Source organism: Streptomyces sp. NPDC051563 (assembly GCF_044454225.1).
Taxonomy (GTDB): Bacteria; Actinomycetota; Actinomycetes; order Streptomycetales; family Streptomycetaceae; genus Streptomyces.
On the sequence record NZ_JBITDL010000026.1, the window covers coordinates 101,589 to 123,228 of the forward strand.

The window sequence follows — 21,640 nt, forward strand, 5'->3', positions numbered from 1 at the left end:
GGTCCGGGGGGCGCAGCCCCCAAACGGGCCCGGGGCACAGCCCCGAGGGGGGTCCGGGGGGCGCAGCCCCCAAACGGGCCCGGGGCACAGCCCCGAGGGGGGTCCGGGGGGCGCAGCCCCCAAACGGGCCCGGGGCACAGCCCCGGGGAACGGGCGAAGGGTGGGTAGGGGACAGCCCCGCAGGGCGTGCGCCGACCGTCCGGCGCGGCGGCGGACCGTTCACCGTGCGGGCAGGGACGTACGGCGATCCGCCCGGGCCGTCGGCCGCAGCACGGGCCGGACCGGCCACCCGCACGGACCCCCGCGGGTATCGTGGATCTTCGGCCCCGGGAGGAAGCAGATGTCCGAAATCCAGGCGCTGCTCGACGCACTCACCGGTCTGCCCCGCACCCGCCCGGCCGGCCCCGCCGAGGCCGAGGTACTGCTGGCCCGCCTGCGGAGCGCGGCCGCCCGCTGGGCCGACGTGCTGTACGAGGCCCACGAGGGCGCGTACGGGCACCTGCCGCCCCGCGCCGAGGCGGCCCTGACGCTGGCCTTCCGCCGCGCCGAGGAATCGTACGTGGAGCTGGAGATCGCCCTGCGGGACTGCGCCGAGCACCGCGATCCCGCCCGCTGAGTCATATCCGGCCTGACCTGCGAGAGGGCCTGTCGCCCGCTCCGGGGGCGTGCGTAGACTCCCGTGACCCCGACACCCGCGCAGGGCCGCGCCCGCGCCCCAGCCGAAGGACCCGCCGGTGAACCAGACGTACGCGCTGACCGCGGTCACCGTCGTCGTCCTGGTCACGGTGCTGGTCGGCGCGCTGGGCCTGCGCATCTCGCGGACCACCTCGGACTTCTACGTGGCTTCGCGCACGGTCGGCCCGCGCCTCAACGCGGCGGCCATCGGCGGCGAGTACCTCTCGGCGGCCTCCTTCCTCGGCGTGGCCGGGCTGGTGCTGCTCCAGGGGCCGCAGATGCTCTGGTACCCGGTGGGCTACACCGCCGGGTACCTGGTCCTGCTGGTGCTGGTCGCGGCCCCGCTGCGCCGCTCGGGCGCGTACACCCTGCCCGACTTCGCCGAGGCCCGGCTCGAATCGCAGGCGGTGCGCCGGATCGCGGTGCTGTTCGTGCTCGGCGTCGGCTGGCTGTACCTGCTGCCGCAGCTCCAGGGCGCGGGCCTGACCCTGGAGATCCTGACCGGGGCCCCGCACTGGGTGGGCGGGTTGGTCGTCGCCTGCGTGGTGACGGCGGCGGTGGCGGCCGGCGGGATGCGGTCCATCACCTTCGTGCAGGCCTTCCAGTACTGGCTGAAGTTCACCGCCCTCCTGGTGCCCGCCTTCTTCCTGCTGGCGGCCTGGGCGGGGGACGGCGCCCCGCGCGCCTCCTTCGACGCCCCGGCGGTGTTCCGCGAGCACACGGCCGTCACCCTGGCCGAGGACGTACGGCTGTCCCTGGACGCGCCGCTGACGGTCACGGTGACCGGGCAGGTGGACGGGCGGGCGTACGCCGGGCAGCCCGTGACCCTCGGCGCCGGGCAGCATGCCGTACGGGCGCACGCGCGGCTGGAGTTCGCCCCGGACTCCGCGGTGCCGCAGAGCCGGGCGGAGGCCCGGCCCGGCGTGTCGAGCTGGTCGGAGCCGCTGTCCGGGGACCGGCCCGAGCTGCGGCTGTACGCGACGTACGGGCTCATCCTGGCCACCTTCCTCGGGACCATGGGGCTGCCGCACGTGGCGGTGCGCTTCTACACGAGCCCGAACGGGCGGGCGGCGCGGCGCACCACGCTGGTGGTCCTCGGCCTGGTCGGCGCCTTCTACCTGCTGCCCCCGGTCTACGGGGCCCTGGGCCGGATCTACGCCCCGGAGCTGGCCCTGACCGGGGAGGCGGACGCGGCGGTGCTGGTGCTGCCGGCCCGGGTGGTGGGCGGGCTCGCCGGGGAACTGCTGGGGGCGCTGCTGGCCGGTGGCGCGTTCGCCGCGTTCCTGTCCACGGCTTCGGGACTGACGATGGCGGTGGCCGGGGTGCTGCACCAGGACGTGCTGCCTTCGCGCGGGGTACGGAGCTTCCGGGCCGCGGTGCTGGTGGCGATCCTGGTGCCGCTCGCCGGGAGCGTGGCGGTGACGGAGGTGCCGGTGGCGGACGCGGTGGGGCTGGCCTTCGCGGTGTCGGCTTCGTCCTTCTGCCCGCTGCTGGTGCTGGGGATCTGGTGGCGCGGGCTGACGCCGCCGGGGGCGGTGGCCGGGCTGGTGACGGGGGGCGGGGCCGCCTTGAGCGCGGTGCTGGCGACGCGGGCCGGGCTGGCGCCGGCGGGGTGGGCGAACACGCTGCTGGCCTGGCCGGCGGTGTGGTCGGTGCCGCTGGGGTTCCTGACGATGGTGCTGGTGTCCCTGGGGACGCGCGGGCGGATCCCGCCGGGCACGGCCGCGACCCTGGCGCGGCTGCACCTGCCGGAGGACGTGGCGGACCTGGCCCCCGCGGCCGGCGGGGCCGGGGGCGGCGCGGCGGGCACGGGCACGGGAACGGGAACGGGAACGGGCTGGTCAGGCTCCGGCGCGCCCGCCGGAAAGGGCGATGCTCTGTGACCGGATGCTCTGCAACCGGAGCGGCACACCGGAACGAGAGCGCCGCTCTGATCGCGGCGCGCCGCTCCAAGGCCGGAGCGGAGCTCACGGCGCCGGACCTCACGACAGCCGAGCTGACGGCAGCTGCGGGGGCACCGCCCCGGAGCACCGCTCGCAGCCGTGCCCGGTGCACTCCGACCGGAGCACCGCTCTCGACGAAGGGCGGCACACCATGACCGGAGCACTGCTCTCGGTGCTCGGCGCGGCCGGCGGGGCGCTGCTGATCGGCCTCGGCTGGATCGGCGGCCGCCTGCAGGCCCGCCGGGGCGAGCGGGCCCTCGGCCTCGACCTCGGCACCCCCGTGGAGCGGGCCACCTTCCACACCCTGCACACCGCTTCCCTCGCCGCTCCCCCGCTGCGCGCCGGCCTCACCGAGGACGCCGCCCGCAAGGCCGCCAAACGCCTGCGCTCCCTGCTCGGCACCGAGGCCCTGTGCCTGACGGACCGCGCGCACGTCCTCGCCTGGGACGGCCCCGGCGCCGACCACCACGAGCGCCGTGCGATGGCCCGGGTCGCGGTGATGCTGGAATCGGGGCGCAGCCAGAGCGTGCGCACCGAGTGCGAGCGGCCCGACTGCCCGCTCAAGTGGGCCGTGGTCGCCCCGCTGACCGGCGAGGACGGGATGCTGGGCGCACTGGTGGCCTACGGGTCACGGGAGTCGGCGGTGCTGGTGCGGGCCGCGACCGAGGTCGCGCGCTGGGTGTCCGTGCAGCTGGAGCTGTCCGAGCTGGACCGGTCGCGGACCCGGCTGATGGAGGCCGAGATCAAGGCGCTGCGCGCGCAGATCTCCCCGCACTTCATCTTCAACTCCCTGGCGGCGATCGCCTCATTCGTGCGCACCGATCCGGAGCGGGCCCGGGACCTGCTGTTGGAGTTCGCGGACTTCACCCGCTACTCCTTCCGGCGGCACGGGGAGTTCACCACGCTGGCCGAGGAGCTGCGGTCCATCGAGCAGTACCTGGCCCTGGCCGGAGCCCGGTTCGGGGAGCGGCTCAAGCTGACCTTGCAGGTGGCGCCGGAGGTGCTGCCGGTGGCGCTGCCCTTCCTGTGCCTGCAGCCGCTGGTGGAGAATGCGGTCAAGCACGGGCTGGAGGACTCCACCGCGGAGTGCCGGATCACCATCGCGGCCCGGGACGCGGGCGCGGAGGCGCTGATCACCATCGAGGACAACGGCGTCGGGATGGATCCCTCCCTGCTGCGCCGGATCCTGGCCGGGGAGCAGCCGGGCTCCTCCGCCGGCATCGGACTGCCCAATGTGGACGAGCGGCTGCGCCAGGTCTACGGGGACGGCCACGGGCTCGTCATCGAAACGGGTATGGGCGCGGGCATGAAGATAACGGTGCGGATTCCCAAATACCGTGCGGGGGTGCACAGTTCGGCCCCACCTGGCCGAATTCCCCGGCGCTGACCGGACCGTGAGCTGCCATCCTGGAGGGGGCGCGAACGACCGGAGGGATCGCCGACGTGCGGGTCGGGCGAGAACAGCACCGCGAGGACTGCCGTGACGCGTTGCGGACATGGGTGCGGGCGGGTGCGGAGGGCGGCGGAGCCTGCCTGCTCGTGGAGGGGGAGCCCGGCGCGGGCCGCACCTTCTTCCTGCGCGAGGCACTGACCGAGGCGGCCGCGCTCGGCTGCCGGGTCCGGTACGGGGCCGCCGAGGCGCTGGGCACCGGACTTCCGCTGCGCGCGGCCCTGGACTGCCTGCACCCTTCCGGCCCCGGCCGGGCCCGGGCGCTGGCCCTGCTCCGGGAGGCGGCCCGGTCGGCCGAACCGGGCGGCGCGCTGCTGGCGGCCGTGGACCTGCTGGCGGCCGACGTCGAGGAGTGGTGCGCGCAGCGGCCGCTGCTCCTGGCCCTGGACGACCTCCAGTGGGCCGATCCGGCCTCCCTGCTGCTGTGGCGCCACCTCGCGCGCGCCGCGCAGCGGCTGCCGCTGCTCCTGCCGGCGGCCCGGCGGCGGCTTCCCCGGCGGGCTGACGTGGAGGAGCTGTGCGCCTCCCTGGGCGGCGGGCCGGGCGGGCGCACGCTCCGGCTGGAGCCGCTGACGGGGGCGGAGTCGGCCGCGCTGGTGCGCGAGGCGCTGGGCGCGGAGCCCGGCCCCCGGCTGCGCGAGGCCGCCGGGCACGCGGGCGGCAATCCCCGGCTGCTGCGGGAGCTGCTCGCCCACTGGTCCGGGATCATCGAGGTCCGCGCCGGCTCCGCGGAACTGACGCTCCCCGTCGGCGAGTTGCCCGCTCCCCCGGAGGCGGTGACCCGGGAGCTGGGCGGGCTTCCCGCGGGGGCCCTGGCCACGCTCCGGCACGCGGCGCTGCTCGGACCGGCCTTCACGGCGCGCGAGCTGGCCCTCGTACGCACGCTCCCCGTCCGGGACCTGCTCGCGGACCTGGAGACCCCGCTCCTGACCGGGGTGCTGGAGGCCGGCCCCCTGCCCGCCGGGCTCCCGCCGGGCCCGCCCGCGCCGGGCAGCCCGGAAGGCGGCCCGCCCTGCGCCCCGGAAGGCGGCCCGGACAGCGGCCCGTACGGCGGCACGGTCGGCGGTGAGGCCCTGCGGTTCCGGCAGCCGGCCGTGCGGCTGGCCCTGTACGCGGAGCTGCCGCGGGCCGCCCGCGGCGTCCTGCACCAGGACGCGGCGCGCGCCTTCGCCGGGGCCGGGCTCGATCCCGCCCGGACCGCCGGGCAGTTGCTGGCCGGCGGGGTGCTGGACCCGTGGGCGGTGCGGTGGGCGGCGGAGTCGGCGCAGGCGCTGATCGCGGTGGCGCCCGAGACGGCGGCAGCGCTGCTGGGCCGGGCCGTGCGACAGGTCGCGGAGCAGCCCCCCGGCCGGACCGGGAGTCCGTACCGGGAGGCCCTGGAGGATGGGCTCGCCGACGCGGCCCTGATGCTGCGGCGGCCCGAGTCCGTGGAGCTGCTGCGCACGCTGCGCGAGCGGGCACAGGATCCCGGGCGGCGGTCCGCGCTCGCCTTCAAGCTGGTGTCGGCGCTGATGATCCAGGGGGACATGGCCCGCTCCCTGGAGGTCACCGAGGAGGCGCTGGACGAGGAAGTCCCGGGCGCGGGGCTGCGGTTGCGGCTGGAGGCGTGCCGGGTCCTGGCGCTGGCCGATCTGCACCGGCCGGAGGAGGCGTACGCGCTGGCCGGACCGCTGGTCGCGCGGGCGCGGCTGCTCGGCGATCCGCTGTGCGGCGCGGAGGCCGAACACGCCATGTCCTTCGCGCTGTTCCACCTGAACCGGGGCCGGGAGTCGCTGCGCCACGTGGCGGCCGGGATCGCGCACGCCCGCCGCAGCCCGGCCGCCAACGACATGCGGCTGCTGCTGCTCGCCAACCAGGCCGAGGGCCATCTGCGGTTCGACGAGCCGCACGCCGCCGCGGCGGCGCTGCGCGAGGCCCGGCAGCTGGCGGCCCGGACCGGTTCCACGGGCCGGCTCGTGGTCACGGAGGCCCTGCTGGCCGGTCTCCGCTACCGGCTCGGCGACTGGGACGCCGCGCTGGAGGGCCTGGCCCGGGCCCAGGGCATGCCCGTCTCGGACGGCTGGCTGCCGGTGCTGACCAGTGGGCTGCGCGCCCTGATCCTGGGCCATCGCGGCGAACAGGAGGCGGCCAGGGCGCAGTTGGCCCTGCTGGGCCCGGAGGCGTACGAGCCGCCAGCGGCCCGCCGGCACACCGCGCACATCCTGCTGGCCCGCGCCCTGCTGGCGGAGCGCGACGCGAACCCCGGCGAGGCGCTGGCGGCATTGCTGCCCGCGCTGGAGGACGGGGTGGACGAGGCGGTGGCCTTCGACCGTCCCTGGGCGCTGTCGGAGGCCGTCCGGCTCGCTCTGGAGAGCCGGGACACCGAGGCGGCCCGGTCGGCGGTGGCCGCCTGCGCCCGCACGGCGGCGGCCCTGCCGGAGCAGCCGGGTCCGGCGCTGGCGCTGCTGCGCTGCCGCGGGCTGTTCGCCCAAGACCCGGAGCTGCTCGCGGAGACGGCGGCCCTGGCGCGGGGCGGGCTGGTGGCGGGCCAGACCCTCGAGGACCTGGCGGTGGCCCGGGCCTGGCACGGGGACCTGGCGGGTGCGCGGTCGGCGCTGACCGGCGCGGTGGCCTCGTACGAGCTGCTCGGCGCCCGGTGGGACATCGCCCGGGCCGACGCACGGCTGCGGAGCCTGGGGGTGCGGCGGGGCAGCCGGGCGTCCCGGCGGCGGCCGGCGCGGGGGTGGGAGGCGCTGACTCCGGCGGAGTTGAAGGTGGCGCTGCTGGTCGCGCGGGGCCGCACCAACCCGGAGATCGCCTCGGAGCTGTTCCTGTCCCGCCGGACCGTGCAGACCCACGTCTCGCACATCCTGGCCAAGCTGGAGGTCCGCTCACGGGCGGAGGTGGCCGTCTTCGTAGCCGGGCAGGAGGGCGCGCAGGGACCGCAGGGCGTAGTAGGTACGGGATTTGACCGTGCCGGCGGGTATCCCGAGCGCTTCGGCGGCCTCGCAGACGCTCGCTCCGCGGAAGTAGATGAGCAGGAGCACGGCCCGGTGATCGGGGCTGAGTAGGCGCAGGGCCTCGCGGACGTCGAGGACGGCGACGGACCGCTCGGTGCGGTCCTCGTCGGCGGGCGACTGCTCCAGCCCGTCGGGCCCGACCTCGGCCGGGCGCGACAGGCGGGCCCGGCGGGCGTCGATGGCCACGCGGCGGGCGACGGTGTAGAGCCAGGGCCGCATGGAGGCGTGGGCCCCGCTCTCCAGGGCTTCGGGGTGCTTCCAGGCACGGAACAGGGTCTCCTGGACGAGGTCCTCGGCCCGGTGGCGGTCACCGAAGGTGAGGCCGAGGAGGAATCCGTGGAGCGCCTTGCCGTGTTCCCGCTCCAGCCGGGCGAGGGCGTGGGCGTCGGTGCGGCGGCGGGCGACCGTGACGGTGCCGGCGTTCGCGGACGTGAGCGGCACGAGCGGCGCGAGCGGCATGGCCGACATGGGCTACCCCTTCCGGGTCGGGACGCGGGTCGATGTGCGGGGCGGGGCGCGGGCGGTGCGGTGGTGCGGGCCGGGATACGGACGGGGTGACGGGCCGGGATCCGGGCGGGGACACAGCCCGGGATGTACCGAGCGTGCCGGACCACGCGCGCGGAGTTATCCGCCGCCTGACGTATCCCGGTGCGCCCTGCGCCGACCGGTCGTCCCACGTCGGTGAACGGTCGCCCGCGGGCCGCGGCAACGGGCCGGCGGCGGTACGGCGGTACGGCGGTACGGCGGTACGGCGGTACGGCGGTACGGCGGTACGCGAACGGCCCCGCCGCCGTCCGGGTGGACGGCGGCGGGGCCGCGGGAAGCGGGGGCCGGGCCGCGCGGAAGGGCGGCCGGGCCGGGGAGCTCAGTCCTGGGACGGGGTCAGCACCACGAAGTCGGCGTTCGCCGGGTCGAGGCAGACGGCGAGGCGGCCGACCCCCTCGGCGTCCGCGGGCCCCATCTGCACGCTGCCGCCGCGCGCGGTGACCTCGGCGACGGCCGCGTCGCAGTCGGTGACGTGGAAGACCGGGTGCCAGTACGGACGTCCGCCCGCCACCGCGAGGTCCTCGGCGGAGAGTTCCATGAGACCGCCCTGCATGCTCCCCTCGGGCTGCCCGGCGGGGGTGATCAGGGTGTACGTGCCCTCGCCGCCCGGCATCCGCATATCGCCGAACTGCCAGCCGAAGACGGCCCCGTAGAACTCCCGGGCGGCCGCGGCATCGCTCGTGTACAGCTCGGTCCAGGCGAGGGATCCCGGCTGGTCCACGAGCTCGACGCCCTTGGTGTCCCCGGGCTGCCAGACGGCGAACTGGCCCCCCAGCGGGTCGCTGTACTGCGCCATCGTGCCCCAGGCGTCGAGCTGCCTCGGCGCCACCCGCACGGCGCCGCCGGCGCTCTCGACGGCGCGGGTCGCGGCCTCGGCGTCGGGGACGGCGTAGTAGATCATCCAGGCCGGGCGGGCACCCTCCTCGGTGAGCTTGCCCAGCCCGGCGACGATCTTGCCGTCCTTCCGGAACATGCCGCCTTCCATGTCCTCCCCCTCGTCCATGGACTCGTAGTCCCACCCGAGGACCGCTCCGTAGAAGGCAGCAGCCGTGGGGACGTCCGGTACGCCGAGGTCGAGCCAGCAGGGGGAGCCGGGGACGAAGTCAGTGCTGATCATGACGGGTGCCTTTCGCGGATCGAGTACGACCAGCGTGGCACCGGACCCCTGCCCCCGCCCGTCGGTACCGGGCGGCGCGAGGTGTGCGGCACCAAGGCACCACGTCGAAAATCTCGGGTGCCGTAGAGGTACGGTCGGCCGCCCGCCTCCGCGCAGGCTTCCAGCAGTTCCCGCAGGACCCGCTTGGTCTCGGAGATCCCGCGGGCCGGGGGACAGCGTCTGGCCGTCGGTCGAGCGGCCGGCTCCCGGACGGTCATGTCCCGGACGAGCCGGACCGGGCCGCGGACAGCACTGCGCCGGGGCCCCCACGGGGACCCCGGCGCAGTGGTGAAGAAGAAGCAGAAGAAGGGGACTAGCTCCAGCTGGCGTGCAGCGGCTTGCCCTCGGCGTAGCCCGCCGCGGACTGGATGCCGACGACGGCCTTCTCCTCGAACTCCGCGAGGGAGGCCGCACCGGCGTAGGTGCAGGAGGAGCGGACGCCCGCGATGATCGAGTCGATCAGGTCCTCGACGCCCGGGCGGGCCGGGTCCAGGAACATCCGCGAGGTGGAGATGCCCTCTTCGAACAGGCCCTTGCGGGCGCGGTCGTAGGAGGACTCCTCCGAGGTGCGGTTCTGGACGGCGCGCGCGGAGGCCATGCCGAAGGACTCCTTGTACAGGCGGCCGTCGGCCGACTGCTGGAGGTCGCCCGGGGACTCGTACGTGCCGGCGAACCAGGAGCCGATCATGACGTTCGAGGCACCGGCGGCCAGTGCCATCGCCACGTCGCGCGGGTGACGGACGCCGCCGTCGGCCCAGACGTGCTTGCCGTGCTTCTTCGCCTCGGCGGCGCACTCCAGCACCGCGGAGAACTGCGGGCGGCCCACGCCGGTCATCATGCGGGTGGTGCACATGGCGCCGGGGCCCACACCGACCTTGATGATGTCGGCGCCGGCGTCGATCAGGTCCTTGACGCCCTCGGCGGCGACGATGTTGCCCGCCACGATCGGGACCTGCGGGTCGAGGGCGCGGACGGCCTTGATCGCGCTGATCATGGATTCCTGGTGGCCGTGCGCGGTGTCGATGACGAGCGTGTCCACGCCCGCGTCGAGCAGCTGCTTGGCCTTGGCCACGAAGTCGCCGTTGATGCCGACGGCGGCGGCGATGCGCAGCTTGCCGTTGGCGTCGGTGGCCGGGGTGTACAGGGTCGCGCGCAGCGCGGCCTTGCGGGTGAGGATGCCGACGAGCCTGCCGTCCTTGTCGACGGCGGGGGCCAGCTTGCGGTGGCCGGCGTCGAGCTTGGTGAAGGCCTCGCGGGGGTCGATGTCGGCGTCGATGAGCAGGAGCTCCTTCGACATGACCTCGGAGAGCTGGGTGAAGCGGTCCACGCCGGTCAGGTCGTGGTCGGTGACGACGCCCACCGGGCGGCCGTCCGCGTCGACGACGACGCCGGCGCCGTGTGCGCGCTTGGGCAGCAGGGACAGCGCGTCGGCGACGGTCTGGGTGGGGGCCAGGGTGATCGGGGTGTCGAGCACGAGGTGGCGGGTCTTCACCCAGGAGATCACGTCGGTGACGACGTCGATCGGGATGTCCTGCGGGATGACGACGATGCCGCCGCGGCGGGCGACCGTCTCGGCCATCCGGCGGCCGGCGATGGCGGTCATGTTGGCCACGACCAGCGGAATGGTGGTGCCGGTGCCGTCAGGCGCGGAGAGGTCGACGCCCTGGCGGGAACCTACCGCGGAGCGGCTCGGCACCATGAACACATCGTCGTACGTCAGGTCGTACGGCGGCTTCAGGTCATTGAGAAAACGCACGTGCTGAACATCCCAGTCGTTCGGAGGTGACCCCGACAGGGCAGTCGAGGAACGCACGTACTTCATTCTCACACGACCTGGAGTTCACACCGCCCCGGCCGATCGTCCAGGACATGTGGGGCCGAATGGTCGGTTCCTACGGGACCTTCCGCGGGTCCTTCTACGGGACCTTGGCCCTCGGGACGGGAGCCGGCGGCTCCGCGGCCCGGCCGTGGACGGCTCCTTGGCTCCAGGCCAGCGGGAGAATCGTTCCTCCGTACCGGACGGCCGTGAACTCGGCGGCGATGGCGAGCGCGGTCTCCTCGGGGGTCGCCCCGCCGAGGTCCAGGCCGATCGGTGACCGCAGCCGGGCCAGCGCGGCGGCCGGCACGCCCTGGGCCCGCAACCGCCGGGCCCGCTCCTCGTGGGTGCGGCGCGAGCCCATGGCTCCGACGTACGCGAGGGGCAGCCGCAGGGCGAGGGTCAGGAGCGGGACGTCGAACTTGGCGTCGTGGGTCAGCACGCAGACCGCCGTACGGGAATCCAGCCGGCCCCCCTCCCACTCCGCTGCCAGGTGCCGGTGCGGCCAGTCCACGACCACCTCGTCGGCGTCGGGGAACCGGGCGGCCGTGACGAACACGGGCCGGGCATCGCACACCGTGACCCGGTAGCCCAGGAAGGCGCCGACGCGGGTGAGGGCGGCGGCGAAGTCGATGGCCCCGTAGACCAGCAGCCGGGGCGGCTCCGCGGCCGATTCGACCAGGAGGGTCAGGGGCTGCCCGCAGAGCCCGCCCGCCGTGCCCAGCTCGGCGGTGCCGGTCCGGCCGGCCGCGAGCCAGTCCCGGACCCGCTCGGCGGCGGCCCGGTCCAGCTCGGCGCCCCCGCCGAGGCGGCCCTCGTAGGAACCGTCGGCGTGCACGGCGATGGCCCCGCCCAGCTGCTCCGGCGGCCCGCAGACCACCCGGCCCAGCGCGGAGCGGGCCCCGCCGCAGGCGGCGTCGAGCACGGCGCCGATGACAGGGCGCACGGGGTCGTGCCGGCGCACCGGGGTGATCAGGACGTCGAGGACTCCCCCGCAGGTCAGCCCGACCGCGAAGGCGTCGTCGTCGCTGTATCCGAACCGGTGCACGCTGCTGCGCCCGGAGGTGATCGCCTCCAGGCACAGTTCGTGCACGGCCGATTCCACACAGCCCCCGGAGAGGGAGCCGAGGGCGGTGCCGCCGGTGTCGACGGCCAGCGAGGCGCCCGGACCGCGCGGCGCGCTGCCGCTGACGGCCACCACCGTGGCCACGGCGAAGTCCCGTCCGGCGGCGCACCACGCGCGTAGCTCTTCGGCGATGTCGAGCATCAGCGGATGTACTCGCGGCGCGGGCTCTGCCCGGGGATGACCGGTCTCGGCGGCAGCGCGGGAGGTCCGGCGGCGTGCCCGGCGGCATGGACGGCGGCGACCGCGCGGGTGGGGGCGGTCCGGACCGGGCCGGGGTACGCGTCGGGCTGTGACGGGTGGGGGCCCCGGCCGCGCGCGCCCAGCAGCATCGCGGCGTGGGCGACGCTGGCGAGGGTGGCGTGGTGGTGCCAGCCCCGGAAGGAGCGGCCCTCGAAGTCCCGGATTCCGGCGGGCTCGCAGACCTCCGTGAAGTCGAGCGCGACCCGGTCCGTGAGTTTGGCGAGGAGGAACAGCTGCGCGAGCGGCCGGTCCCCGATGTTGGTGATCCAGAACTCCGTGGGCAGCAGGGCGGCCTCCGTCCAGGCCCCGACGAGCAGCAGCGGGGTGGGCGGCGCCGGTACGAGGCGGTCCTCACCGGGGGTGGCGAAGATGGTGGCCGAGGTGAGCAGGGTGACCGCTCCCTCGGCGCGGCCGTGCCGGGTCCATTCGACGACCCGGCGCTGGGAGCGCAGGGAGTCGATGAGCTCCCGGGCCGGCGCGGTGTGCGGCCCGGGTTTGTGCCGGCCGGCCCCGCCGAAGGAGACGGGCAGGGTGCCGTCCACTTTGAATACGAAGGGGATGTCCTGCATCGCGAACGATTCGATGCACTGGGGCAGTTCGGCGTTGGAGACTTCCATCACCACGGGCCGGCGCTGGAGTTGCCAGGTGGCGGCCATACGCTGGACCGCGTGTACCGCGTCCTGGGCCGGGGTGAGCGAGCGGGCCGTGTCGGGGATGCCGGCCCGCCGGCGCCGCAGGAGTTCCGCCGTCCAGGGCCCGGGGAGGGTGAGGGTCCATTCGACGGGGAAGCCCGCATCGCTGGAAGTGAGCCAGATCCCGCTGGCCTGCTGACAGTTGGCGGTGCGTCCCAGCTGGGGGACGAACTGCCGTCCCACTCCCACCGACCGGTCGCCGGCCTTCTCGATGACCATGGGCTGCACCACCCAGGCCAGCGGGCGCTGCGCGGTGCGTTCCAGGTGCTGGGCGAGGGAGCGGCGGACCGGGGTCCAGTCCCAGGGGGATTTGCTGATGAACTGCTGAAGGCTCTGCTCGACGGAACTGGCCCCGGTTCCGGCGATGTTACGAATTGTTTTCTTGCCGTTCGTCTGTACCAGGCCGTTCAGGTATACGCGGGCCCAGTTTCGCTGGTCCCGCCGGGGTAACGACTCGAAGAAGAGCGAGATCAGAACGTCGATCAATTCGGAGATTTCCTTCGTGGATTCCTCCGGCAGGACTACGCGAGCCATCTGGGCCTCCCCCGCGACCAGCTAGATCCATTACCCTACTTGACCGCGGAGAACGGCCGTAGGTCCCGGCGGCTACTTCCTGAGGTCGCTCGCAGTTTCGAGCCGCTCTTCCTCTACCACGAGGGGGATGGGGATCTGGTTCGCCGCATAGTAGAGCGCGATCAGGAAGTGTGCGACGAGAGTGAGCGGAGCCGAGAAGAAGGCCAGGACGACGGTGCACGGGTAGGCGATGGCACCCAGACCGAAGCGGACCCTGGTGGCTCGTGCGCCGTCCTTGTCCACCTGGTCGTGGAAAAGGTGTCCGACGCGGGTGACGTACCACCAGAAGGCCAGGAAGGCCAGGGCGTAGGCCACGGTGAGAAGGCTGTAGAGGACCGCGGCCGCGTTGGCCGATCCCCCTTCTTCCATGAGGTGTTCGGCGAGCACGTTGGTGGTGTACGGGATCACCGATACGACCATCAGCACCAGGAGGTTCAGGAACAGCAAAGGACGGTCGACCCGCTTGATGTGACGGAAGATGGTGTGGTGGTTCACCCACATCACGCCGATGATGAGGAAACTCACCACGTAGGCGGCGTAGTGCGGCCACTGCTCGCGCACTCCGTGCCAGAAATCGGAGCCGGTTTCTTCCGGAACTTTCAATTCCAGGACGAGGATGGTGATGATGATCGCGAATACGCCATCACTGAATGCCTCGACCCGGCCGGTTTCCGTTTCCATGACCTCCCCTTCACGCTTCTTGCATATATCTACGGCTGTCGCACATACGGGGAGGGTGCACATCCCCACCCTCCCCGCACACGCTACCCAGATTTCCGCAATCAGCCGCCGAATCCGGCAGTCTGCCGCCAGATCCGGCCATCCCGGACGACGAGCGTCCCGAACGCGTGCTCCGGTTCCCCGTTCAGGTTCATGATCGCCCGGTAGAAGATCGTGTCGTCGGTCTCGACGTACTCCTGGAGCTCCACGAGGGTGGGCTTCACCGTCAGGTACCCGGTGAAGGTCTCGCGCACCGCGTCGATGCCGACGGAGACACCCTCGAAGCGCAACAGCACCGCGTCGTCGGTGTAGTTCTTCATGACCGCCTCGATGTCCAGGGCGGCGAGCGCGTCCATCTGCCGGACGAACACCGGGTGCAGCGTGGAGATGTCGTACTTGGGCATGTCGACTCCCTTTCAACTCTTCGATGGGGATGGAGCGATGGAATCGGTGGGATCGGTGGGGTCCGCGGGTACGGCCGGCACCGCGCAGGACGGATCGGTCCCGGACAGCGGCAGCCGCACGGTCATCCGGGTCTCCCCCGGCCGCGAGCGGGCCGTGATCGAACCGTGGTGGCGCTGGGTCACGATGCGGTAGCTGAGGTGCAGGCCGAGGCCCGTGCCCTTGCCCACGTCCTTGGTCGTGTAGAAGGGTTCGAAGATCCTCGGCAGGGATTGCGCGGGGATGCCAGAGCCGGTGTCGGCGATCTCGACCACCATGCAGACGCCTTCGACCCGGGCCCGCAGGGTGAGGGTTCCGGAGCCCTCCATGGCCGCCGCGGCGTTGTCGACCAGGTTGGTCCACACCTGGTTCAGCTCGCTCGGATAGCCCGTCAGTTCGGGCAGGTCCGGGTCGTACGAGCGCACGATCCCGATCCCCGCGAGCTTGGCACGCAGCACGACCAGCGTGTTCTCCAGCCCTTCGGTCACCGCGAAGCGCTGCTCGGGGGCCCGGTCGAGATTGGCGTAATCCCGGGTCGCCGAAACGAGTTGGGAGATCCGCGGACCGGCCGCCCGCAGCTCGGCGGCGAGCGAGCGGATCTCCAGCAGGGCCGCCAGATGGTCCAGCGCCGCCGGCAGGGCGCGCTCGCCGACCCCCTCCAGCCGCTCCAGCAGTCCGCCCAGCTTCAGTCCGAGGTCGGAGACCCCCGAGCCCAGCAGCCCGGCCCGCTCCGCGCCCGCCTCCTCGGCCCAGTCGGCGATCTCCTCCTCGGCGTCCGCCTGGGCCAGCGGATCGGTGACCTCCGGCGGCGCCACCTTGTCCAGCTCGTCGGCGAGCTGGTCGAACACGGAGCGCTCGGCCGCCGTGGCGGCCGCGCCCCAGGCCTGGGCGGTGCGGGTCAGCTGGTCCAGGGCAGGCGCCAGTTCCTGCGCGGCCCGGGCCACGGCGGCGGCGGGATTGTTCAGCTCGTGCGCGAGGCCGGCCGCCAGGGTGCCCAGCGCTTCGACGGTGGCCCGTTTGCGGGCCTGGACCTCGGAGGACTTGATGCGCCAGGCCAGTACGGGGATCAGTACGGCGGCCACCCCGTGGCAGCGCGTCAGCATCTCGAAGAAGACCGGCTTCGCGTAGGCCACCACGGTGGTGGCAGGCCCGCTCGCGGCGGCCGTGGCCACGTACGCCCCGTCCGTCAGCAGGGGCAGTTCGCCGGTGAACCGGTGTGCGGCCGAGGGTTTGCCGTCGTGGTCCTCGGCGGCCGCGCTCTCCTCCTCGGTGGAGTGCCGGGTCAGGACCTCCTCGCGGCCGTCGACCACCTTGGTGACCACGAGGCCCCCGGAGAGCAGGACGTGGAAGCCCGTGGCCTCCTCCCCGTCCCGGAACAGGACCTCTCCGTCGGCGAGCACCCTCGGTTCGGAGACCGAGACCAGCCAGTCCAGCTGCTCCTCGGTGAGGCCCTCGAAGATCTCGAGCCCGCGCAGGGCGGCGCGCAGCGCGGCGGTGTCCGGGGAACCGGTCATGCGGTGCTCCCTTCCGTCCTGTTCCGGGCCGCCAGCCGCAGGGTGGCCAGCAGGGCCAGGGCGCACACCGCGGCGACGGTGGCCATGAAGCCGACCGAGGTGCGGTGCAGTCCGTGGATGTTGGTGAGCAGTCCGGCGAGCACCGCCGGCACGCTCATCGCGAGGTAGGCGAACACGTAGACGGCCGCCGTCAGTTCGCCCCGGTGGGCCGGCTCGGCCAGTGCGCTCAGGGCGCGGAAGGAGCCGAGGAAGGCGGCGCCCCAGCCGGCCCCGAGGACGGCGGTGGCCACGAGGAACACGGGGGCCGAGCGGAGCCCGAGCGCGAGGAGCACCAGGGCCAGCCCGCCCAGCAGCCCGAGCAGGCCGAGGACGGCGGTGCGCAGGGCCTCGGTGCGGCCGAGCAGGAGCTGGGCGGCGGTGGCGGCGCCGGCGAGGAGGGCCACGGTGGCGCCGCCGACGAGGTAGTTGGTGCTCTCGAGCAGGGACAGGGCCAGGTGCGGGCCGAGCGAGAGGTAGAACCCGCCGACCGACCAGACGGCCACGATGGTCAGGATCAGCACCGCGAAGCGGCCGCGCACGGCCGCGGGGATGTGGATCCGGTGCGGGGCCAGCTTGAAGCGGCCCCCGGCCACCCCAGGTGCCCCGGCCACCCCGGCCACCCCAGGCGCCCCGGCCACCCCAGGCGCCCCAGCAGCCCCACCCGCCGCCCTCCCCGGCGCGCTCTCCGCCATCCGGGCCACGCCGACCAGGCAGACGGCGAAGGCACCCACGAGCAGCACGTAGGTCAGGACGGTCGGGGCGGGGGCGTACTGCACCAGCAGCCCGGCCCCGATGCCGCCGAGGCCGATGCCCACCGTCGGGCCGGCGCTGTTGACCTGGGCGCCGAGCGCGGGCCGAGAACGCGGGGCCAGTTCCAGCAGGGCCGCGCCCATGGCCCCCGTGGCCAGGCCCACCGCCAGCCCCTGCACGGCGCGGGCGGCGAGCAGCAGGCCGAGCCCCTGGGCCGCGGCGAACAGGCCCATGGCGACGATCGCGAGGACCAGCCCCGCGGCGAGTACGGGCCGCCGGCCGAGGGTGTCGGACAGCGAGCCGAACAGCAGGAGTCCGGCGAGCACGGTGACGGCGTACAGGGCGAAGACCACCGTGATCATGCCGGAGGACAGGCCCCACTCCTGCTGGTAGAGCACGTAGAGGGCCGAGGGGACGGAGGAGGAGAGCATCAGCAGGACGAGGACCGCGCCCACCACCCAGAAGCCGGAGCTTCCCGGTGCGCCTGCGGCGCCGGCGGCTGGGCGCAAGGTGACCCCCGTGGTGGTCGCGGACGGCGCGGTCCGTGCTGTCGTGGGCAACGGTTCCACTGCTTCAACTCCCCCGTCGTGGGCCGTCAGGCGGGTGCCTGGACGGCCCTCGTGAGCGCGCGGGCGGTGAGTACGCCCGCGAGGTGGCCGAGGTACTCGGCCGAAGTGCCGCGACCCGGGACGAACAGCTCCCGGGGCTCGGCGCGGAAGGCCGCGAGCACGTTCTGCGTGCTGTACGGGCCCTCCCCGATCCGTTCCTCGACCCCGCGCAGCCGCACCGCGCGGACGGTGGCCCCGGTGACCGCGATCCGCGGCCCGTCGGGGGTGATCCGTACGGCGGCGGCGCAGACCGGGTAGCGGGTCGCCCGGTCGGCGGTCTTCTCGAAGGCGGCGCCGCCGCCGGCGACCACCGGGACGAGCAGGGCGGTGATGACGGTGCCCGCCGGAACCCCGGAGGCGGCCAGCTCCTCGGCGGTGAGCGTCGACACCCCGCCGGGACCGGCCAGTTCGGCCGTGGCGCCGGCGGCGATGGCGGCGACGGGCAGGTCGGTGGCCCGGCCGGTGGCGGCGAGGTTGCCCCCGGCGGTGCCGAGGTTGCGGACCTGGGGGTCGCCGTTGGCACGGGCCGCGGCGGCGATCTCCGGAGCCCCGGCCAGGACCAGGGGGTCCGCGGCCAGCTCGGCCAGGGTGGTCAGCGCGCCGATCCGGAGCCCCCCGGGCACCGGCTCGACCCCCCGGAGCTCTTCCAGCCGGCGCAGGTCGACGAGCAGGGAGGCCCGCTCCTCCCCCGTGCGCAGGTCGGGCAGCAGGCTCTGCCCGCCGGCGAGCACCCGGGCGCCGGGCCGGCCGGCCAGCAGGGTCAGCGCCTCGTCGAGGCCGACGGGGCGTACGTAGTCGAAATCGGCGAGGATCACTGGGATTCCCCTCTCAGGCGGCGCCAGACCTTCTCGGGGGTGACGGGCATGTCGATGTGCTGGACGCCCAGGTCGGACAGGGCGTCGACGACGGCGTTGACGACGGCCGCGGCGGGCGGCACGGTGGCGATCTCGCCCGCGCCCTTGGCTCCCAGCGGGTTGTGCGGGGAGGGCGTGGTGGTCTTGTCGAGGGTGAAGAACGGCGCGTCGATGGCGCGCGGCAGGGCGTAGTGGTTCAGGTCGCGGCTGACGAGCCGCCCGTCCGGGTCGTACTCGGCGTGCTCCATGAGGGCCTGGCCGAGGCCGTGCAGGATGCTGCCCTCGATCTGGCCGAGCACGATCTTCGGGTTGCCGATGTTTCCGGCGTCGTCGACGGCCGTGTAGGCCACCACCTCGGTCTCGCCGGTCAGTTCGTCGATCTCGACGACCGCCACGTGCGTCCCGAAGGGGTAGTTGAAGTCCGGCGGGTCGAAGTGGGTGGTCTCGTCGAGGGCGGGCTCGATCTCGGGCGGCAGTCCCCAGCCGTACCACATGGCCATCGCCAGCTCGGCGAAGGTCTTGCTGTTCTCCTCATTGCCCTCTTCGAAGACCTTGCCGTCCGCGTAGACGACCTTGTCCTCGGGGACGCCGAGGAAGACGGCGCCGGCCTTGACCAGCTTGCTCTTGATCTTCCGGGCCGTCAGCGCGATGGCCGGCCCGGCCATGCTGTAGGAGCGCGAGCCGTAAGTCCCCTGGCCGTACGGGGCCTTGAGCGTGTCCCCCTCGTACACCTGGACCGTCGCCGGGTCGATGCCGAGCTCGTCGGCGGCGACCTGCGCGAAGACGGTGCCGTGGCTCTGGCCGGTGGAGGCGGAGCCGACGGTGACGGTGACCTCGCCGGTGGGGTGGACGCGGATGTTCGCGCTCTCCCACGTGCCGCCGAGCATGCCCTCCTTGGACATCCGGGTGGAGGGGCCGACCCCGCAGATCGCCACGTAGGAGGCGATGCCGACGCCGAGCCGCTTGCCGCGGGTGCGGGCCTCGGTCTTGCGGGCGGGCATGTCCGCGTAGCCGGAGAGTTCGATGGCCCGGTCGAAGTTCAGCTGGTAGTCGCCCGAGTCGTAGGTCCAGCCGAGGCCGTTGTCGTACGGGAACTTCTCCTTCGGCACCAGGTTCTTGCGGCGCACCGCCGCCGGGTCCATGCCGATCTCGGAGGCGTAGCGGTCCACGAGCCGCTCCATCAGGAACGCGGCCTCGGCCCGCCCGCTGCCGCGCTGGGCGCCGAGCGAGACGGTGTTGGTGAAGGCCGCGTAGACCTCGCAGAACGCCGCGTCGATGTCGTACATGCCGCTGATGGAACGGCCCATCAGGGCGGTGGCGACACCGGGGCCGATGGTGGAGGGGTAGGCGCCGAGGTTGGCGTAGCTCGTGCAGCGCACGGCGGTGATCCGGCCGTCGCGGGTGCCGGCCAGGGTGACGTGCTGGCGGTGGTCGCGGCCCTGGACGGTGGAGTTCATCAGCCCGGTGCGGGTGTCGACCCATTTCACGGGCCGGCCGAGCGCCTTGGAGAGCAGCAGGACCAGCGGCATGTCGGGGTACAGGTATCCCTTGGTGCCGAAGCTGCCGCCGACGGTCGGGGCGACGACCCGGAGCTTGTTGAAGGGGATGCCGAGGACCAGCGCGGAGAGCAGGAAGCGGTGGTTGTGCGGGCCCTGGGTGGAGGCGTACAGCGTGTACTCGCCGGTGGCGGGGTTGTAGTCGCCGACCGCTCCGCGCGGCTCGATGGGGCTGTTGATCGTGCGCTGGTTGACGAGGTCCAGCTCGACGGTGACCTCGGCCGCGGCGATGGCCGCGTCGGTGCGGTCCTTGTCGCCGCAGGTCCAGTAGGCGTTCAGGTTCCCGGGGACGGCCTCGTGGAGCTGCGGGGCGCCTTCGGCGAGGGCCTCGTCGGCGCGGGTCACCACGGGCAGCGGCTCGTACTCGACCGAGATGGCGGCGAGCGCGGCGGCGGCCTGGCGCGGGGTCTCGGCGACGACCACGGCGACGGGGTCGCCGACGTGGCGCACGGTGTCGCCGGAGAGCACCGGGCGGGAGCCGGGAAGTCCGTAGGGGTGGGGCGGGAAATGGCTCTCGACCCCGCCGGGTATCCAGATGCAGGGCAGCGGCATGACGTCGGTGAAGTCGGCCGCGGTGGCCACCTTCAGGACGCCCGGCAGCTGCTCGGCGGCCTTGGTGTCGATGGACAGGACCTTCGCGTGGGCGACGGGGCTGCCGAGGATCGCCATGTGGGCGGTGCCGGGCAGGTCGATGTCGCCCACGTACGTGGCTTCGCCGCGCAGGAGCTGCGGATCCTCGCGGCTGTCCAGCGGCTGCCCGAGCAGGCCGTTGCCCTGGACCGGCGCCTGGAGCGGGGTCTCCCCCGTGACTGCGGTCATCTCCCTCACCCCTCCTGTCCGGACGCGGCGGCGGTGGCCGGCTGCGCGGCGCCTTGGTCGGCGGGCACGTGCGTGCGGGCCGCGGAGCAGGCGCGCTGCACTCCTCGTACGACGCTGTGGTAGCCGGTGCAGCGGCACAGGTTGCCGGTGAGCCACTCGCGGATCTCGGGCTCGGTGGGCGCCTCGCGGCCGGTCGTGTTGTCGACCAGTTCACCCAGGGCCATGACCATGCCGGGGGTGCAGAAGCCGCACTGGGTGCCGTGTTCCTCGCGCAGGGCCTCCTGGAGGCCGTTGAGCTCACCGCCGGGGGTGGTGACCCCTTCGATGGTGGTCACCGCGGAGCCGGCGGCCGCCGCGGTGAGGATCAGGCAGCTCTTGACGGAGCGGCCATCGAGCCGGACGACGCAGGTTCCGCACTGGCCGGTGTCGCAGCCGACCTTGGTGCCGGTCAGCCCGAGGCCGTCGCGGAGTCGTTCCACGAGCAGTTCGTTCGGCTGCGCCGAGAACTGCTCGGGTCTTCCGTTGACGTTCAGTGAGAGGTCCATGCCAGCGCCTGCGCTTCCGTGAGCGGCCGGTTGAAGAGGGGCCCGCCGGGCTGCTGGAGAATTCCTCCGGAGTGCAGCGGGCCGGTGTCCACGGGGGCGAATCCGAGATCCGCGATGATTCCCGCGACTATTTCCTTGGCTTTCCCGTCGTCGCCCGCCGTGAAATGGGCCAGACGCGGGCCCTGCGCGGTGCCGGCGACGGCGAGCGTCTCGAAATGCATGGTGTTGAGGGATTTCACGATCCGGGTCTCCGGGTACCAATCGGCGACGAGTTCGCTGGATCCCCGGCCGCCGAGGTCCCGGGCGTTGCCCGGACCGTCGAACGCATTGGTGGCGTCCACCAGGACGGTGTCCCGTACGGCCTCCTGCGGCAGCAGTCCCCGGACGCTGTCGAACGGCACCATCAGGACCAGGACTTCGGACCGGGCCGGGGGGGGGGGGGGGGGGGGGGGGGGGGGGGGGGGGGGGGGGGCCGGGGGGCCGGGGGGGGGGGGGGGGGGGCCGGGGGGGCGGGGGGGGGGCCGGGCGCCCGGGGCCCCCCCCCCGCCCCCGCCGGGGCGGGCGGGGCGCCCCCCGAC

16 protein-coding genes and 1 pseudogene are annotated in these 21,640 nt (G+C 73.9%); 4 read left to right on the forward strand and 13 right to left on the reverse strand.

The features are described from left to right. The first annotated feature begins 340 nt into the window (after window positions 1–340). From ACIA8F_RS28280 to ACIA8F_RS28295, 4 genes and pseudogenes are all read left to right on the forward strand, one after another. The gene (locus tag ACIA8F_RS28280; RefSeq protein WP_250741408.1) at window positions 341–616 is read left to right on the forward strand and encodes a hypothetical protein; all 276 of its coding nucleotides are present in this window, start codon (window positions 341–343) and stop codon (window positions 614–616) included. 118 nt (window positions 617–734) lie between these two features. After that, window positions 735–2,558, forward strand: coding sequence for a cation acetate symporter (locus tag ACIA8F_RS28285; RefSeq protein ID WP_399382909.1), 1,824 nt, complete (start codon window positions 735–737; stop codon window positions 2,556–2,558). Between the two features lie 211 nt (window positions 2,559–2,769). Then, a complete protein-coding gene (locus ACIA8F_RS28290; RefSeq protein WP_399382911.1) occupies window positions 2,770–4,005 on the forward strand; it encodes a histidine kinase in 1,236 nt (411 codons plus the stop codon). 56 nt (window positions 4,006–4,061) lie between these two features. Continuing rightward, window positions 4,062–6,902: pseudogene (locus ACIA8F_RS28295) on the forward strand (AAA family ATPase); the annotation flags it as partial. 36 nt (window positions 6,903–6,938) lie between these two features. On the opposite strand, the gene ACIA8F_RS28300 reads toward ACIA8F_RS28295, so the two are convergent. The 13 genes from ACIA8F_RS28300 to ACIA8F_RS28360 form a co-directional block, all read right to left on the reverse strand. Next, window positions 6,939–7,535, reverse strand: coding sequence for a sigma-70 family RNA polymerase sigma factor (locus ACIA8F_RS28300; RefSeq protein ID WP_399382913.1), 597 nt, complete (start codon window positions 7,533–7,535; stop codon window positions 6,939–6,941). A 397-nt stretch (window positions 7,536–7,932) separates the two neighbouring features. After that, entirely contained in the window at window positions 7,933–8,730 is a 798-nt protein-coding gene (locus ACIA8F_RS28305; RefSeq protein WP_399382915.1) for a VOC family protein, read from the reverse strand. Window positions 8,731–9,082: 352 nt separating this feature from the next. Next, window positions 9,083–10,591, reverse strand: a complete 1,509-nt coding sequence (locus ACIA8F_RS28310) for a GuaB1 family IMP dehydrogenase-related protein (RefSeq protein ID WP_399382916.1) — start codon at window positions 10,589–10,591, stop codon at window positions 9,083–9,085. Between the two features lie 94 nt (window positions 10,592–10,685). Next, entirely contained in the window at window positions 10,686–11,852 is a 1,167-nt protein-coding gene (locus ACIA8F_RS28315; protein ID WP_399382917.1) for an XdhC family protein, read from the reverse strand. Continuing rightward, window positions 11,852–13,129: an IS701 family transposase gene (locus ACIA8F_RS28320; RefSeq protein ID WP_399382919.1), complete on the reverse strand. Its 1,278-nt coding sequence runs from the start codon at window positions 13,127–13,129 to the stop codon at window positions 11,852–11,854. Before ACIA8F_RS28320 ends, ACIA8F_RS28315 begins: the two co-directional genes overlap by 1 nt. A 120-nt stretch (window positions 13,130–13,249) precedes the next feature. After that, window positions 13,250–13,897, reverse strand: coding sequence for a TMEM175 family protein (locus ACIA8F_RS28325; RefSeq protein ID WP_399382921.1), 648 nt, complete (start codon window positions 13,895–13,897; stop codon window positions 13,250–13,252). Between the two features lie 101 nt (window positions 13,898–13,998). After that, on the reverse strand, window positions 13,999–14,340 hold the full coding sequence (locus ACIA8F_RS28330; RefSeq protein ID WP_243334431.1) for a nuclear transport factor 2 family protein: 342 nt from the start codon (window positions 14,338–14,340) through the stop codon (window positions 13,999–14,001). Between the two features lie 12 nt (window positions 14,341–14,352). Continuing rightward, the gene (locus ACIA8F_RS28335; RefSeq protein ID WP_399382922.1) at window positions 14,353–15,891 is read right to left on the reverse strand and encodes an ATP-binding protein; all 1,539 of its coding nucleotides are present in this window, start codon (window positions 15,889–15,891) and stop codon (window positions 14,353–14,355) included. Continuing rightward, window positions 15,888–17,240 (reverse strand): MFS transporter, encoded by a 1,353-nt coding sequence (locus tag ACIA8F_RS28340; protein WP_399382924.1) that lies wholly within the window; start codon window positions 17,238–17,240, stop codon window positions 15,888–15,890. The genes ACIA8F_RS28335 and ACIA8F_RS28340 overlap by 4 nt, the downstream gene beginning before the upstream one ends. Window positions 17,241–17,275: 35 nt before the next feature. Beyond that, the gene (locus ACIA8F_RS28345; protein ID WP_399382926.1) at window positions 17,276–18,103 is read right to left on the reverse strand and encodes an FAD binding domain-containing protein; all 828 of its coding nucleotides are present in this window, start codon (window positions 18,101–18,103) and stop codon (window positions 17,276–17,278) included. Then, a complete protein-coding gene (locus tag ACIA8F_RS28350; protein WP_399382928.1) occupies window positions 18,100–20,517 on the reverse strand; it encodes a xanthine dehydrogenase family protein molybdopterin-binding subunit in 2,418 nt (805 codons plus the stop codon). The genes ACIA8F_RS28345 and ACIA8F_RS28350 overlap by 4 nt, the downstream gene beginning before the upstream one ends. 5 nt (window positions 20,518–20,522) lie before the next feature. Continuing rightward, window positions 20,523–21,062 carry a (2Fe-2S)-binding protein gene (locus ACIA8F_RS28355; RefSeq protein ID WP_399382930.1) on the reverse strand — a complete coding sequence of 180 codons (540 nt, stop codon included), beginning with the start codon at window positions 21,060–21,062 and terminating at the stop codon, window positions 20,523–20,525. Further along, window positions 21,047–21,466 (reverse strand): NADPH-dependent F420 reductase, encoded by a 420-nt coding sequence (locus tag ACIA8F_RS28360; RefSeq protein ID WP_399382932.1) that lies wholly within the window; start codon window positions 21,464–21,466, stop codon window positions 21,047–21,049. The genes ACIA8F_RS28355 and ACIA8F_RS28360 overlap by 16 nt, the downstream gene beginning before the upstream one ends. Window positions 21,467–21,640 lie beyond the last annotated feature (174 nt).

Bases quoted from the DNA above. Each gene is read 5' to 3' on its own strand.
- ACIA8F_RS28305 (WP_399382915.1), bottom strand. From the start codon at position 8,730: ATGATCAGCACTGACTTCGTCCCCGGCTCCCCCTGCTGGCTCGACCTC.
- ACIA8F_RS28335 (WP_399382922.1), bottom strand. From the start codon at position 15,891: ATGACCGGTTCCCCGGACACCGCCGCGCTGCGCGCCGCCCTGCGCGGG.
- ACIA8F_RS28310 (WP_399382916.1), bottom strand. From the start codon at position 10,591: ATGAAGTACGTGCGTTCCTCGACTGCCCTGTCGGGGTCACCTCCGAAC.
- ACIA8F_RS28300 (WP_399382913.1), bottom strand. From the start codon at position 7,535: ATGTCGGCCATGCCGCTCGCGCCGCTCGTGCCGCTCACGTCCGCGAAC.
- ACIA8F_RS28330 (WP_243334431.1), bottom strand. From the start codon at position 14,340: ATGCCCAAGTACGACATCTCCACGCTGCACCCGGTGTTCGTCCGGCAG.
- ACIA8F_RS28355 (WP_399382930.1), bottom strand. From the start codon at position 21,062: ATGGACCTCTCACTGAACGTCAACGGAAGACCCGAGCAGTTCTCGGCG.
- ACIA8F_RS28350 (WP_399382928.1), bottom strand. From the start codon at position 20,517: ATGACCGCAGTCACGGGGGAGACCCCGCTCCAGGCGCCGGTCCAGGGC.
- ACIA8F_RS28360 (WP_399382932.1), bottom strand. From the start codon at position 21,466: ATGGTGCCGTTCGACAGCGTCCGGGGACTGCTGCCGCAGGAGGCCGTA.
- ACIA8F_RS28325 (WP_399382921.1), bottom strand. From the start codon at position 13,897: ATGGAAACGGAAACCGGCCGGGTCGAGGCATTCAGTGATGGCGTATTC.
- ACIA8F_RS28280 (WP_250741408.1), top strand. From the start codon at position 341: ATGTCCGAAATCCAGGCGCTGCTCGACGCACTCACCGGTCTGCCCCGC.
- ACIA8F_RS28290 (WP_399382911.1), top strand. From the start codon at position 2,770: ATGACCGGAGCACTGCTCTCGGTGCTCGGCGCGGCCGGCGGGGCGCTG.
- ACIA8F_RS28315 (WP_399382917.1), bottom strand. From the start codon at position 11,852: ATGCTCGACATCGCCGAAGAGCTACGCGCGTGGTGCGCCGCCGGACGG.